The sequence below is a fragment of the Streptomyces sp. NPDC111628 genome (genome assembly GCF_055635195.1).
The window spans coordinates 1,143,571-1,157,069 of sequence record NZ_JBVKBZ010000003.1; the positions used below are offsets into that span (position 1 = coordinate 1,143,571).

10 protein-coding genes are annotated in these 13,499 nt (G+C 72.6%); 6 read left to right on the forward strand and 4 right to left on the reverse strand.

What is annotated here, in order from left to right:
* Positions 1-220: 220 nt before the first annotated feature.
* The 3 genes from ACZ7MF_RS20140 to ACZ7MF_RS20150 are packed head-to-tail and all read right to left on the reverse strand — an operon-like array spanning position 221 to position 3,990.
* Positions 221-1,345: a DUF917 domain-containing protein gene (locus tag ACZ7MF_RS20140; RefSeq protein ID WP_471478144.1), complete on the reverse strand. Its 1,125-nt coding sequence runs from the start codon at positions 1,343-1,345 to the stop codon at positions 221-223.
* 10 nt (positions 1,346-1,355) lie between these two features.
* Complete coding sequence (locus ACZ7MF_RS20145) at positions 1,356-2,435, reverse strand: DUF917 domain-containing protein (RefSeq protein WP_471478145.1); 1,080 nt, start codon at positions 2,433-2,435, stop codon at positions 1,356-1,358.
* The gene (locus ACZ7MF_RS20150; protein WP_471478146.1) at positions 2,428-3,990 is read right to left on the reverse strand and encodes a hydantoinase/oxoprolinase N-terminal domain-containing protein; all 1,563 of its coding nucleotides are present in this window, start codon (positions 3,988-3,990) and stop codon (positions 2,428-2,430) included. Before ACZ7MF_RS20150 ends, ACZ7MF_RS20145 begins: the two co-directional genes overlap by 8 nt.
* A 360-nt stretch (positions 3,991-4,350) precedes the next feature.
* Between ACZ7MF_RS20150 and ACZ7MF_RS20155 the strand changes: the two genes are divergently transcribed.
* Complete coding sequence (locus ACZ7MF_RS20155) at positions 4,351-5,058, forward strand: aspartate/glutamate racemase family protein (RefSeq protein WP_471478147.1); 708 nt, start codon at positions 4,351-4,353, stop codon at positions 5,056-5,058.
* 50 nt (positions 5,059-5,108) lie between these two features.
* Complete coding sequence (locus ACZ7MF_RS20160) at positions 5,109-6,311, forward strand: cysteine desulfurase-like protein (protein WP_471478148.1); 1,203 nt, start codon at positions 5,109-5,111, stop codon at positions 6,309-6,311.
* A 100-nt stretch (positions 6,312-6,411) separates the two neighbouring features.
* On the opposite strand, the gene yicI is transcribed toward ACZ7MF_RS20160, so the two are convergent.
* Positions 6,412-8,682 (reverse strand): alpha-xylosidase, encoded by a 2,271-nt coding sequence (gene yicI, locus ACZ7MF_RS20165; RefSeq protein ID WP_471478149.1) that lies wholly within the window; start codon positions 8,680-8,682, stop codon positions 6,412-6,414.
* A gap of 284 nt (positions 8,683-8,966) precedes the next feature.
* Here yicI and ACZ7MF_RS20170 point away from each other — a divergent pair, with 284 nt between their 5' ends.
* From ACZ7MF_RS20170 to ACZ7MF_RS20185, 4 genes are read left to right on the forward strand one after another with little or no spacing between them, the layout of a single operon-like run.
* A complete protein-coding gene (locus tag ACZ7MF_RS20170; protein WP_471478150.1) occupies positions 8,967-10,253 on the forward strand; it encodes an ABC transporter substrate-binding protein in 1,287 nt (428 codons plus the stop codon).
* 11 nt (positions 10,254-10,264) lie between these two features.
* Positions 10,265-11,236 carry a carbohydrate ABC transporter permease gene (locus ACZ7MF_RS20175; RefSeq protein WP_471478151.1) on the forward strand — a complete coding sequence of 324 codons (972 nt, stop codon included), beginning with the start codon at positions 10,265-10,267 and terminating at the stop codon, positions 11,234-11,236.
* A gap of 5 nt (positions 11,237-11,241) precedes the next feature.
* The gene (locus tag ACZ7MF_RS20180) at positions 11,242-12,069 is read left to right on the forward strand and encodes a carbohydrate ABC transporter permease (protein ID WP_186778143.1); all 828 of its coding nucleotides are present in this window, start codon (positions 11,242-11,244) and stop codon (positions 12,067-12,069) included.
* A 40-nt stretch (positions 12,070-12,109) separates the two neighbouring features.
* Positions 12,110-13,489, forward strand: coding sequence for a GH1 family beta-glucosidase (locus ACZ7MF_RS20185; RefSeq protein ID WP_471478152.1), 1,380 nt, complete (start codon positions 12,110-12,112; stop codon positions 13,487-13,489).
* Positions 13,490-13,499: the final 10 nt, after the last annotated feature.

Here is a 13,499-nt window from a genome sequence, read left to right on the forward strand (position 1 = left end):
GAACCGGTCGGCGACGCTCACGACGGCGGTCATGACCGGCCCCACGACGAGACAGCGCAGAGGCCCGCGACCGGACCCGGGGGCCGCGCCAGGCCGAGACCGAAAGCACCGGCACCGGCCAGGGATCCCGCCCCGGCAGGCCGCACGGGCAAGGGCGGGAGCCGCAGCGGCATCAGGCGGCAGCCGTTGCGGTGCCGGACGGCGGCGCCACTGGCCGCGGTCATGACCGGCCCCGCGGCGAGACAGCGCCGGGGTCCGCCACCGGGCCGGTGGGCGGCGCCAGGTCGAGACCGAAGGCGGTGGGGCCGACCAGGGGTTCCGTCCCGGCGGGCCATGCGTGCAGGGGCGGGAGGCGGAGCAGGATCAGGTGGCCGCCGGTGCGGAGCTGGTCGGCGCGCAGGGGGCGGCGGCCGCTGGGGTCGACGGCGGCGATGATCTGCGGGGCGGCGGCCCGGGTGACGCCGTCGACCGTGACGGCCAGGTACTCGTCCAGGAGGTCCACCCGGACCACGGCGCCGGTGCGTCCGTCGGTGACGGTCGCCCAGCCGGGGGTCAGGTCCTGGCGGGGGACGAGCTCCTCGACGCGGCCGGTCGCGAGCAACTCGGCACCGAGGGCGTCGGCCAGGCCCTCGGGTGTGCCGCTCGCCTCCCGGGCGGTCAGGAGTCGGTCGCCGAGTCCGAGGCAGGCGGAGACGGAGCCGCGCACCCCGATCGCCGCGAGCCGGGCGGCGGGCAGGGGGTGGACGGCGAGCGCGGCGGCCCCGCCGAGGGCGAGGACGTTGGCGCGCAGCAGCCGTTCGGCCAGGCGGCGTGAGCACTCCCGGACGACGACGGTGTTCCGGCCGGGGCCGACCAGGACGAGCGGCGCCGGGTCCACCCCGGCCACGGCGGCGACGGTCTGGTCGATGCGGGGGAAGGCCCGCCCCATGAGGTCGCCGTCGACCAGCGGCAGGCCGAGCCGGGCGGCGGCGACCGCGGCGACGACGGCGTTGAGGCCGCCGATCTCGATGACCCCGACCGCACCCGCCGGCCCGCCCACCACCTCGGCGGCGGTACGTACGGCGTGGGCGAAGTCCTCGGGGTCGGCGAGCCGTTCGGCCAGGACGTCGGGGGCGCCGACCAGCCCGGCGTGCACCACGAGGGTGTCCGGCGCCTGCGCGCCGGCGGGGACCAGCGGCACCGGTGACCCGGCCAGCTCGCGGCGCAGCAGCAGCGCGCCGGTGGCCACCTCTCCCCCGCCGCCGGAGCCGAGCAAAGTCGCCCCGGCGGCCAGCGCCGGCACCCGCGCGGCGGTCAGCGGCGCGGGAGACACGGGCGAGGGGGCCTCGGCGGACGTGCGGGTCACCCTTCGATCATCACACTTCGGCGCCCCGGAACGGGACGTACTCGTGCGCGTAGCCGAAGTAGCCGGGCCCGGCCAGGTCGAGACCCTCGGGGGTGCGCCAGCGCGGGTCGCAGGGCACTCCGAGGACGCTGACCCGCAGGCCGTAGCGGAGCGTCTCGGTGGTGACCGGTTCGCCGGAGTCGGTGTCGAGGACGCAGATCAGGTCGGGGACGCTGACGACGACCTCGCCGTCGCGGGTGGCGACCAGGTTCTCGTTCTGGAAGGACAGCTCCAGCGCGGAGCCGGTGTCGGCGTCGAGGCCGGTGAGCCGGGCGGTGCCGCGGGCGAAGCCACCCGTCGTGGTGCGCTGCACGTCGCCGATCTTCCCGGTGAAGACCGTCCGGCCGCCGAGGACACCGGATGCCGCCGCCACCGGGTCCTCGTGGCCCTCGCGGGCCTCGCGGATGGCCCGGCCGACCCGCTCGCACAGGGTCAGGGTGCCGGGCACCAGGTGGTCCTTGGCCTGGCGGCCGGTGAGGGCGTACAGGCTGACCGCCGCACTGCACCCCATCTCGACGGTGGCGGCGCGGGCGAGCCGCTCCGCCCAGGCGTTGCCGTCGGTGCGCAGGGTGACGGAGTTGCCGCGCTCGTCGGCGAGCGCCATCGGGGAGGCCCGCACACCGCCGAGGGTGGGCAGCAGCATCTGCAGTTCGGGGAAGGCGCGGCCCATGCCGTCGGCGTCGATCAGCGGGACGCCCGCCTCGGCGGCGGCGACGAACGGCGACATCGAGTTCAGGCCGCCCGCCTCGATGGAGACGGTGTGGGTGGCCTTGCGGCCGAGGAGTTCCTCCAGGGCCCGCATGGCACCGATGATCTCGTCGCCCGAGGGGAGCTTCTCCAGCATCACCGTGGGCGCCCCCATGAAGGCGGTCGGGACGATGAACGCCCCGTCGTCGACCTCGTCGACGTCGAGGAGGGTCACGGGCCCGTTCCGCTTCAGCGCCTGCTGGGCGAGGAGGCGGCCGACGAACGGGTCGCCGCCTCCCCCGGTGCCGAGCACGGCGGCCCCGCGGGCGAGGTCGGGCAGGTGGTCGGCGGTGATCTCACGCACGGGGGCCTCCCAGGCTCAGCTCTCCGACGGCCTTGACCCGGATCCGGGTGGCGTTGCCCGGCAGGTAGGCCAGCGGTACTTCCTCGATGTCGACGATCTCGACGGAGCCCGGCCGGGCTCCGGCGGCCACCGCCCGGTCGACGGCTTCCTGACGCGCCTCGTCGAGCACGGTGTCGCGCTGCTGCGGTACGACCGAGTAGACCCGGTCGACCTCGCCGCCGACCTGGGCGATCGCCGCGCCGATGGCGTTGGCCACGGCGAAGTGGTCGGGGCGCACCACGCGGGACGCGCCCGCGAGGTCCTCGGGCACCAGGATGCTGCCGCCGCCGACGGCGACGACGGGCACCGGTTCGGCGGAGGCCCGCATCCGGTCGACGACCTCGGCGAGCCGGTCGTCGACGACGCGCAGGGCGGCGTCCACCACGCTCTTGTCGAGGTGGGCGACGAGTGAGGCGTCCCCCACCTCGGCGCGCCCGCCGGCCACCGCGACGTCGGTGGCGGTGAGGCGGGTGCCGCCGAAGACGAGGGCCTCCTGGGCGAGCCGGTAGCCGACGCTGGCGGGGCCGACGCTGGTGCCGGAGGCCTGGTGCACGACGTGGCTGCCGCCGCCGATGCCGATCGAGAGCACGTCGGGCATGCGGAAGTTGGTCTGCACGCCGGCCACGTTGACGTCCGTGGACGCTTCGCGTGGGAAGCCCTGCTGGAGGATGCCGACGTCGCTGGTCGTGCCGCCGATGTCGACGACGGCGCAGGACGGCAGCCGGGACAGGAACGCGGCGCCGCGCATGGAGTTGGTCGGTCCTGACGCGAAGGTCGCCACCGGGTAGCGGCGGGCGTAGTCGACGTCCATCAGAGTGCCGTCGTTCTGGCTGAGGAAGACCGGCGCGTTGATGCCCGCCTCCGCGACCGTGCGGAGCAGTCCGGTGGCGACCTGGTCGGCGAGGCCGCGCAGGGCGGCGTTGACGACGGTGGCGTTCTCCCGGCCGAGCAGGCCCATGCGGCCGATCTCGTGGGACAGGCTCACCGGGGCACCGGGCAGCTGCTCGGCGATGATCTCGGCGGCGCGGGTCTCGAACTCGGCGTTGACCGGGGAGAAGACGGAGGACAGCGCGAAGGAGGTGGCCCCGGCGGCGACGGCCCGGTCCAGGACCGCGCGGAACTCGGCCTCGTCGAAGGCCGCGATGGGGCTGCCGTCGTACTCGTGGCCGCCGTGGCACAGATGGCTGTGGCCGCCGATCGCGGTGACCAGGCGGTCGGGCCAGTCGACCAGCGGGGGCAGGGCGCGGGTGGCGGGCAGCCCGAACCGGATGGCGGCGGTCTGGGCCAGGCGTTCGCCCTCCACCAGCGCGTTGATGAAGTGCGTGGTGCCGATCATCACCGCGTGGACGGCGGCCGGGTCGAAGCCGGTGGCCTGCCGGAGGTCGCCGACGGCGGTGACGATACCGCCGGTGACGTCGGCCGTGGTGGACGCCTTCACGGCGCCCAGCACCCGGTCGCCGTCGATGAGGACGGCGTCGGTGTTGGTGCCGCCCACGTCGATGCCCAGTCGGAGCATGTGGGTTGTCCTGCCTTTCTCTTTCGGTGGCCGCTGAAGAGGACGCCATGGGGACTCCAGAGGGGCGGGGCGCCGGGTGCGGTGCGCCGAGACTAGGCCGCCACCCCCGGCCGGTCACCGTGCATCAAGCACTGGTACGCGACAACGGCAGGGCACCCCGCACAGTCGGGCGCCGGTCGCGGACGGCGCCGGTCGCGGACGGCGCCGGTCGCGGACGGCGCCGGTCGCGGACGGCGACGGTCGCGTCGGCGGTGCGGTCCGCACGGTCGTCGCCGCCCGGCTGTGCGCCTGGCACCTTGCGGCCCTCGGCGGGCCCGCGCAGGGTGGGCCGACCGCCCCGCCCACCCACCTGGAGGTGCTGTGAAGCTCACGGTCGTGCTCCCCGTCATCACCGACGCGTTCACCGAGGAGGTCCGCCGCGAGGTGGGTGCCTGGGTGTCGCCCGGCACGGAGGTCGAGGTCCGCCGCATCGCGCGGGGCACCGCCTCCATCGAGTCCGAGTACGACGAGGCGCTCGCCGGACCGGGCATCCTCGACGCGGTGCGTGAAGCCGCCGCGGACGGCGCCGACGCGGTGTTCGTCAGCTGCTTCGGCGACCCCGGCGTACAGGCGACCCGGGAGATCGTGGACATCCCGGTGGTGGGCGGCTTCGAGCCCGCCGTGCTCACCTCCCTCGCGCTGGGCGAGCGCACGGGGGTGATCACCGTCCTGCCGAAGCTGCACGGCCTGGTCCGGCGCTACGCGCTGACGGAACGGGTCGGCCCGATCCGGGTCGTCGACATCCCCGTCCTCGACCTGGACCCCGGCGACCGGCTGGTCGAGGCGCTCGCCGGGCAGGCCCGGGCCGCGGTGGCGGCGCGGGAGGCGGACGTGATCGTGCTCGGCTGCACCGGGATGCTGGGCGTGGCGGCGGCCCTCCAGGAACGTCTCGCCGCCGAGGGTCCCTTCGTCCCTGTCGTAGACCCCACGGGTGCTGCGATCATGTGGCTGGAGTCGCAGGTGCGGCTCGGGGTGCGGCCCAGCCGTACCACCTACCTGCCGCCCCGGCCGAAGGAACGTATCGCCTGACGACCATCCGCCTCCCCGTCCGTCTGGCCCCACGACCCTGGAGTTGCCCCATGGCCCTCGACGTCGCCGCGATCCGCGCGCACGTGCCCGCCCTGAAGTCCGGTACCGCGCGGTTCGACGCGCCGGGCGGGACGCAGACCCCGCAGCCGGTGATCGACGCCATCGCGGCGGCGCTGACCGCCCCGCTCGCCAACCGGGGGCGCAACACCGAGGGCGAGCGCAACGCGGACCGGATCGTCGCCGGGGCCCGGTCCGCCCTCGCCGACCTCCTCGGCACCACGCCGGGGACGGTCGTCTTCGGGCGCAGCGCCACGCAGCTCGCCTACGACCTGTCCCGGACCCTGGCCAAGGGCTGGGGACCGGGCGACGAGGTGGTGGTCACCCGGCTCGACCACGACTCGAACATCCGGCCCTGGGTGCAGGCGGCCGAGGCGGCCGGGGCAGACGTGCGGTGGGCGGACTTCGACCCGGCCACGGGCGAACTGCGTCCCGAGCACCTCGCGGCGGTGCTGGGCCCGCGCACCAGGCTGGTCGCGGTCACCGCCGCGTCGAACCTGATCGGGACCATGCCGGACCTGACGGCGCTGGCATCCCTCGTCCACTCGCACGGGGCGCACTTCCACGTCGACGCGGTGCACTACGCCTCGCACGCCGTGGTGGACCTGGCGGAGACGGGGGCGGACACGCTGGTGTGTTCGCCGTACAAGTTCCTCGGCCCGCACCTGGGCGTGCTGACCGGCCGTGCCGAGCTGCTGGAGTCGCTGCGCCCGGACAAGCTGCTGCCGTCCGCCGACACCGTGCCCGAGCGTTTCGAACTGGGCACCCTGCCCTACGAGCTGCTGGCCGGGGCGAGCGCGGCGGTGGACTTCCTGGCGGGGCTCGACCCGGAGGCCGAAGGCTCTCGCCGGGACCGGCTGGTCGCCTCGTTCGCGGCGCTGGAGGCGCACGAGGACGCGCTGCGCGAGCGGATCGAACGGGGGCTCGGGGACCTCGGCGGGATCACCGTGTACTCGCGGGCCGCGCGGCGCACTCCGACGCTGCTGTTCACCGTGGCGGGCCTGCGCCCGGCCGACGCCTACCGGCAGCTCGCCGAGCGGGCGGTCGACGCGCCGGCCGGCTCCTTCTACGCCGTGGAGACGGCGCGCCGGCTGGGCCTCGGCGACGAGGGCGGCGTACGCGTGGGCCTCGCTCCGTACAGCAGCGCGGAGGACGTGGACCGGCTGCTGACGGCGCTCGGCGCCCTGGAGCGCTGAGACACACCCCGCGCAACGCCCGGCCGAACACCGCGCAGAACGAAGCGGCACGCCCCTCTTGCGTGCCGCTTCGCCGTCTGTGCCACCTGCCACATCCGGATCAGGTCAGGGGCACGGCCACCTCTCCGGTGCCCTGCTCGCTCGCGCCGCCCGCGACCCGGACGGTGAAGGGGCGGTCGGTGCCGCTCGCGGTGACCCGCAGGACGTCCCCGTCGCGCCGCACGCGGAACGTCGCGGCCGGTGTGCCCAGCAGGTCGGGCACGGTGACCTCGGCCGCGTAGTCGGCGGCGGCGGACGGGTGGACCAGCAGGGTCGGGGCGTCCAGCCAGTCGCCGTCGGGCCGCTGGTCGTCGGAGCCCAGCGGCAGGACGGCGCCCCCCCGGACGTACAGCGGCAGGCTGTCGTAGCCGTGCCGTTCGGTGCGCCAGGCCGGGCCGGTGACGCGCTCGCCGGTCAGGAGGTGGGTCCAGGCGCCCTCGGGGAGGTAGACCTCGACCGCGCCGTCCTCGGTGAAGACCGGGGCGACCAGGACGTCGGAGCCGAGCATGTACTGACGGTCCAGCGGACGGCACGCCGGGTCGTGCGGGTACTCCAGGACCATCGGCCGCATCATGGGCACGCCGGTGCGGTGGGCCTCGGCGGCGACGCCGTACAGGTAGGGCATCAGGCGGTGCTTGAGGAGGGTGAAGCGGCGGGCGACGTCGACGGCCTCCTCGCCGAACTCCCACGGCACCCGGTACGACGAGGAGCCGTGCAGCCGGCTGTGCGAGGAGAGCAGGCCGAAGGCCAGCCAGCGCTTGAAGACCGCCGGGTCGGGCGTGCCCTCGAAGCCGCCGATGTCGTGGCTCCAGAAGCCGAAGCCGCTCAGCGAGAGGGACAGGCCGCCCCGGAGCGACTCGGCCATCGCCTCGAAGGACGACCAGCAGTCGCCGCCCCAGTGGACGGGGTACTGCTGGCCGCCCGCGGTCGCCGAGCGGGCGAAGAGGACGGCCTCGCCCTGGCCGCGCTCCTTCTCCAGGAGTTCGAAGACGGTGCGGTTGAACAGGTGCGTGTAGTAGTTGTGCATGCGCTCCGGGTCGGCGCCGTCGTGCCAGACCACGTCGGTGGGGACGCGCTCGCCGAAGTCGGTCTTGAAGCAGTCCACGCCCTGGTCGAGCAGGGGCTTGAGCTTGCCGGCGTACCAGTCGCGGGCGGCCGGGCTGGTGAAGTCGACCAGGCCCATCCCGGCCTGCCACAGGTCCCACTGCCAGATGTCGCCGTCGGGCCTGCGCACCAGGTGCCCGAGGGCGGCGGCCTCGTCGAAGAGCGGGGACTTCTGGGCGATGTAGGGATTGATCCAGGCGCTGACCTTCAGCCCCTTGGCCTTGAGCCGGGCGAGCATGCCGTCCGGGTCCGGGAAGACGTCCGGGTCCCATTCGAAGTCGCACCACTGGTACTCGCGCATCCAGAAGCAGTCGAAGTGGAAGACGGAGAGCGGGATGCCGCGCTCGGCCATGCCGTCCACGAAGGAGGTCACCGTCTGCTCGTCGTAGGAGGTGGTGAAGGAGGTGGTGAGCCACAGGCCGAAGGACCAGGCCGGCGGGAGGGCGGGGCGGCCGGTGAGGGCGGTGTAGCGGGTGAGGACGTCCTTGGGGGTGGGACCGGCGACGACGTAGTACTCCAGCGTCTGGTCCTCGACGCTGAACTGCACCTGGCCGACGGATTCGGAGCCGACCTCGAAGGAGACCGCGCCGGGGTGGTTGACGAAGACGCCGTAGCCGCGCGAGGAGAGGTAGAACGGGATGTTCTTGTAGGCCTGCTCGCTGCTGGTGCCGCCGTCGGCCTGCCACATGTCGACGACCTGGCCGTTCTTGACGAACGGGGTGAAGCGCTCGCCGAGGCCGTAGATCTGCTCGCCGACCCCGAGGGCGAGGCGGCTCAGCATGTGGTGGGCGCCGTCGCCGGTGGTGGCGAAGGCGGTGCCCTTGGCGTTCGCGTGGGTCAGCTCGCGTCCGTCCGCGTCGTGGAAGGTGAGGCCGAAGGGGGCCTCGCGGTCCAGGCGGAGGGAGAGCGGGCCGCTGGTCAGCTCGGTGACGGCGCCGTCCTGGCGTACCTCGCCCGCGCCGTCCGCCGCCGCGGCGAGGGTGAAGTCGGGGCCCGGCCGGCGCTTGCCGGCGTGGTGGGTGACGCGGACGCCGATGACGCCCTCGGCGGGTGAGAAGCACTCGACCGTGAGGAGCGGCGCGTTGAGCGTGTCCCCCCTCCGCGTCACCTTCTTCACGGCGGCATGGGCGGTGAAGCGCTTCGATTCGGGGCGTACATCGCGTACCTCGGTGGCGTACGAGAGATGCACACCCTCGCGGATGAGCCAGAAGCCGTCGGTGAACTTCATGATCTTCCTTGGGTGGGGCGGGAGCTGTCGGGGTGGGAGCGCGGAGGCCGTCTCACAGCGTTTTGATCGTACACAAAACAAATCCCGACGCCGAGGTGTTCGCCTCGGCTCTAACGCGCTGAACTGGCATTATCACGCAAGAGAACGACCTCCTCACCCCGCGGAACGGAGAGAGTGGGGCCACTTTGCTCTAGCGCGGAAGCGGGTTCGTGACGTATTAGTCATCACATCAAACAAAACAGTCCGGCGAGGAAGCCGGACGGTACGACAGCAAGGGCCGCACCATGTCGAAGCGCTTCACCTCGCTCGCCTTGACAGCACACCCCCCGGCTGCCACGCGCCGCGGGCGAGGACGCTCACGCCGAGCCGTCGCCCCGTTCACCGCCGTGTCCGTGCTGGTCGCCGGGGCGGCACTGGCCGGCTGCGGACAGCAGCGCGACGCCGACACGTACACCGTGATGAACTCCTCGACCGACGAGTCGTACCACCGCTGGGACGCGGAGGCGATGGCCCGCTGCGGCAAGGAGCTGGGCGTCACCATCGAGCAGCAGAGCGTCCCGGCGGCGCAGGTGATGACGAAGGCGCTGCGTATGGCCTCGTCCAAGTCGCTGCCCGACATCGTGCAGTTCGACGCGTCCGAGATGCCGACCTTCGCCGACGCGGGCGGCCTGGTCGACCTCAGGACCCTCGGGCTCAGCACCGACGACATCCCCGACGGGATCGTGGACTTCGGCTCGTACAAGGGCACGTACTACGGCGCGGCCCGCTCCGTGAACACCCTCGCCCTCTTCTACAACAAGGACGTCCTCGACAAGGCGGGCCTCGAGGTGCCCACCACCTGGGCCGAGCTGCGGGCGACGGCGAAGAAGCTCACGCAGGGCAAGCAGTACGGCCTGGCGCTCAGCGCGGGCGGCGCGGAGGACGGCGTCTTCCAGTTCACGCCGTTCATGTGGTCCAACGGCGGCGACGAGACCGACCTGGACGGTCCGAAGGTGGTCGAGGCCCTGGACTACTGGAAGGGCCTGCTGAAGGACCGTTCGCTGTCGAAGTCGACGGTCAACTGGACCCAGGCGGACGTCAATGACCAGTTCATGGCCGGGAACGCGGCGATGATGATCAACGGTCCGTGGCAGGTGGAGACCCTCAACAGCGACAAGTCGCTGCACTGGGGCATCGCGCCGATCCCGGTGCCGGAGGCCGGGGACGACTCGGTCGGGCCGCTCGGCGGTGCGGTCCTCACCGTGCCCAACACCGGTGACGAGGCCCGGGAGAAGACGGCCGGCAAGATCGTCGCTTGTCTGGCGAGCGAGAAGGAGCAGCTGACCTACGCGCTCAACAGCTGGATGGTCCCGGCCAACGCCAAGGCCGCCGCCGTCTGGCGCGAGAAGGTGCCCGAGCTGGACTCCCTCGCCGACCAGGTGGCCGTCGCCCGGTCCCGGACGGCGAAGCTCGGCGCCGGCTGGTCGAGTGTGTCGCTGGCGCTGCAGAGCGCCTTCCAGTCGGCCCTGACCGGCCAGTCCAGTGAGACCGCCCTGAAGCGCGCCCAGCAGCGGGCCACGAGCGGGAACTGAGGTACGCCCCCATGACCACGCCCATGCCCACGTCCACGTCTTCCGCCGGCGCGCAGGCGCCCGCAAAGGCGTCCACGTCACCCGCCGCGCCGGACCCCGGCCGGATCGCGCGCCGCCGCAGGCTCGCCCAGTGGGGGTTCGTCGCCCCCGCCGTCGTCTTCATGCTGCTGTTCTTCGGCTACCCGCTCGTGCGCAACGTCGTGATGAGCTTCCAGGACTACACGCCGAAGACCTTCTTCACCGGTGAGGCGCCCTTCAACGGCGCCGACAACTGGTCGAACGTGTTCCAGGACGCCCTGTTCGGCAAGGCGCTGTGGCACACGCTCGTCTTCACGGCGGGCTCCCTGCTCGGCCAGTTCTGCATCGGCCTGGCGCTCGCGGTGTTCTTCAGCCGCCGCTTCCCTCTCAACGGGGTGCTGCGCTCGCTGATCCTGCTGCCCTGGCTGGTGCCCATGGTGGTGTCCGGCATCGTCTGGCGGCGCATCCTCGACCAGGACACGGGCGTGCTCAACTCGTTCCTGGACACGCTGGGGATCGGCGGCCACACGCCGTGGCTGACCAGCCCGGAGATGGCCCTGCTGTCCGTGATCCTGGTCAACATCTGGATCGGCATCCCGTTCAACATGGTCATCCTGTACGGCGGTCTCCAGGAGATCCCGAAGGAGCTGCACGAGGCGGCCGCGCTGGACGGCGCGTCGGCCTGGCGGACCTTCCGTTCGGTGACCCTGCCGATGCTCAAGCCCGTGGTGACGGTCGTCCTCGTGCTGGGCTTCATGTCGACGGTGAAGATCCTGGACCTGATCCTCGCCCTGACCGACGGCGGTCCGGCCGACGCGACCCAGACGCTCGGCACCCTGACCTACCAGAACTCGTTCGTCCAGCTGGACTTCGGCGCGGGCGCCGTCGTCGGCAACGTACTCATCCTGATCTCCGCCGTGTTTGCGGTGTTCTACCTGCGGGCCAACCGCACCGAGGGGAAGTGACGTCCATGGCCTCCCACACGCCCACCGCCTCCCGGCGCCGCTGGGGCTCCACCGTCGCCGGCGTGCTCATCCTGTGCGTGATGCTCTTCCCGCTGTACTGGATGCTCAACACCGCGCTCCAGCCCGACTCGGGGCTGCTCCAGGTCGACCCGGTGCCGGGCAGTCTGGACCTCTCCGGCTTCTCCAAGGCGATCAGCGACCAGGGCGGGCACCTGCTGACCTCGCTCGCGGTCTCGCTCGGCGCGGTCGCCATCTGCCTGGCGATCTCGGCGCCCGCCGCGTACGGTCTCGCCCGGTTCGGGCTGCGCGGCTCGCGCACCATCGTGTTCGGCACGCTGATCACCCAGATGGTGCCGGGCATCGTCATCGCCAACGCGCTCTACAACTCCTACGTCGACCTGGGCCTGGTCAACTCCTACTTCGGCCTGATGCTGGCGGACGCCTCGCTGGGCATCCCGTTCTCCATCGTGCTGATGCGCTCCTTCATGGTGTCGATCCCGGGCGAGGTGATCGAGGCCGCGCAGATCGACGGGGCCGGTCCGGTACGGACGTTCGTGCGGGTGGTGCTGCCGATGAGCCGCAACTCGCTGATCACGTCGGGGCTGTTCGCGTTCCTGTTCTCGTGGAGCGACTTCATGTTCGCGCTCACCCTGAACACGACCGACGACGTCAAGCCCATCACCCTGGGCATCTACCAGTACATCGGCGCGCACGTCGGCGACTGGGGCTCGGTGATGGCCGCGTCGGTGCTGTCCGCGGTGCCCGCGGCGATCCTCCTCGTCCTCGCCCAGAAGTACATCGCCGCCGGGATCACCGGCGGTTCCGTCAAGTGAACCTCGCACGCCCCGCAAGCAGGGAGATGAGCAGCACAGCATGAGCGACTACCCCGGTTTCCCGCCCGGCTTCGTCTTCGGCGCCGCGACCGCCTCGTACCAGATCGAGGGCGCGGCGACCGAGGACGGCCGCGGTCCGTCGATCTGGGACACCTACAGCCACACTCCCGGCCGGGTGGTGAACGGCGACACCGGTGACGTGGCCTGCGACCACTACCACCGCTACCCCGAGGACGTGGCTCTGCTGCGCGGCCTCGGTGTGGACTCCTACCGCTTCTCGATCGCCTGGCCGCGCATCGTGCCGGACGGCTCCGGCGCGGTGAACCCCAAGGGGCTCGACTTCTACTCCCGCCTGGTCGACGAACTGCTGGCGGCGGGCATCGAGCCGGCCGCCACCCTCTACCACTGGGACCTGCCCCAGGCCCTGGAAGAGCGCGGCGGCTGGCGGGTGCGGGCGACGGCGGAGCGGTTCGCCGAGTACACGGCGGTGGTCGCGGAGCACCTGGGCGACCGGGTGCCGCGCTGGATCACCCTCAACGAGCCGTGGTGCAGTTCCTTCGTCGGCTACTCCATCGGCCGGCACGCCCCGGGAGCCAAGGAGGGCCGGGGCGCGCTGGCCGCTGCCCACCACCTGCTGGTCGGGCACGGGCTGGCCGTGCAGGCGCTGCGCGCGGCCGGGGTGCGCGAGGTGGGCATCACGCTCAACCTGGACCGCAACCTGCCCGCCACCGACTCCCCCGCCGACCTGGCGGCGGTGGTCCGCGCGGACACCCAGCACAACCTGGTGTGGACCGAGCCGATCCTCGCGGGCCGCTACCCGGCCACCGAGGAGGAGACCTGGGGCGAGCTGATCACCGGGGCGGACTTCCGGCGGGACGGCGACCTGGACCTGATCTCCCAGCCCCTGGACTTCCTCGGCGTCAACTACTACCGGCCGATCGTGGTCGCCGACGCCCCGCACCGCGAGAGCGACCCGGCCCGCCGCGTGGCCACGGACAACCGCTACGAGGAGGTACGGCTCCCCGGAGTGCGGCACACGGCGATGAACTGGCCGGTCGTGCCGGACAGCTTCACCGACCTGCTCGTCGCCCTGAAGCAGCAGTACGGCGACGCGCTCCCGCCGGTCCACATCACCGAGAACGGCTCGGCGGAGGACGACGCGGCCGCCGCCGACGGCACCGTGCACGACACCGACCGGGTCGCCTACCTGCGCGACCACCTCACCGCGCTGCGGGCGGCGATCGACGCGGGCGTGGACGTGCGCGGGTACTACGTGTGGTCGCTGCTGGACAACTTCGAGTGGGCGTACGGCTACGACAAGCGCTTCGGCATCGTGCGGGTCGACTACGACACGCAGGAGCGCACACCCAAGGACAGCTACCGCTGGTACCGGGAGATGATCGCCGCCAACCGCGGGTGAGAGCGGCGGG

Bases quoted from the DNA above. Each gene is read 5' to 3' on its own strand.
- ACZ7MF_RS20170 (WP_471478150.1), top strand. From the start codon at position 8,967: ATGTCGAAGCGCTTCACCTCGCTCGCCTTGACAGCACACCCCCCGGCT.
- ACZ7MF_RS20150 (WP_471478146.1), bottom strand. From the start codon at position 3,990: ATGCTCCGACTGGGCATCGACGTGGGCGGCACCAACACCGACGCCGTC.
- ACZ7MF_RS20175 (WP_471478151.1), top strand. From the start codon at position 10,265: ATGACCACGCCCATGCCCACGTCCACGTCTTCCGCCGGCGCGCAGGCG.
- yicI (WP_471478149.1), bottom strand. From the start codon at position 8,682: ATGAAGTTCACCGACGGCTTCTGGCTCATCCGCGAGGGTGTGCATCTC.
- ACZ7MF_RS20180 (WP_186778143.1), top strand. From the start codon at position 11,242: ATGGCCTCCCACACGCCCACCGCCTCCCGGCGCCGCTGGGGCTCCACC.
- ACZ7MF_RS20185 (WP_471478152.1), top strand. From the start codon at position 12,110: ATGAGCGACTACCCCGGTTTCCCGCCCGGCTTCGTCTTCGGCGCCGCG.
- ACZ7MF_RS20160 (WP_471478148.1), top strand. From the start codon at position 5,109: ATGGCCCTCGACGTCGCCGCGATCCGCGCGCACGTGCCCGCCCTGAAG.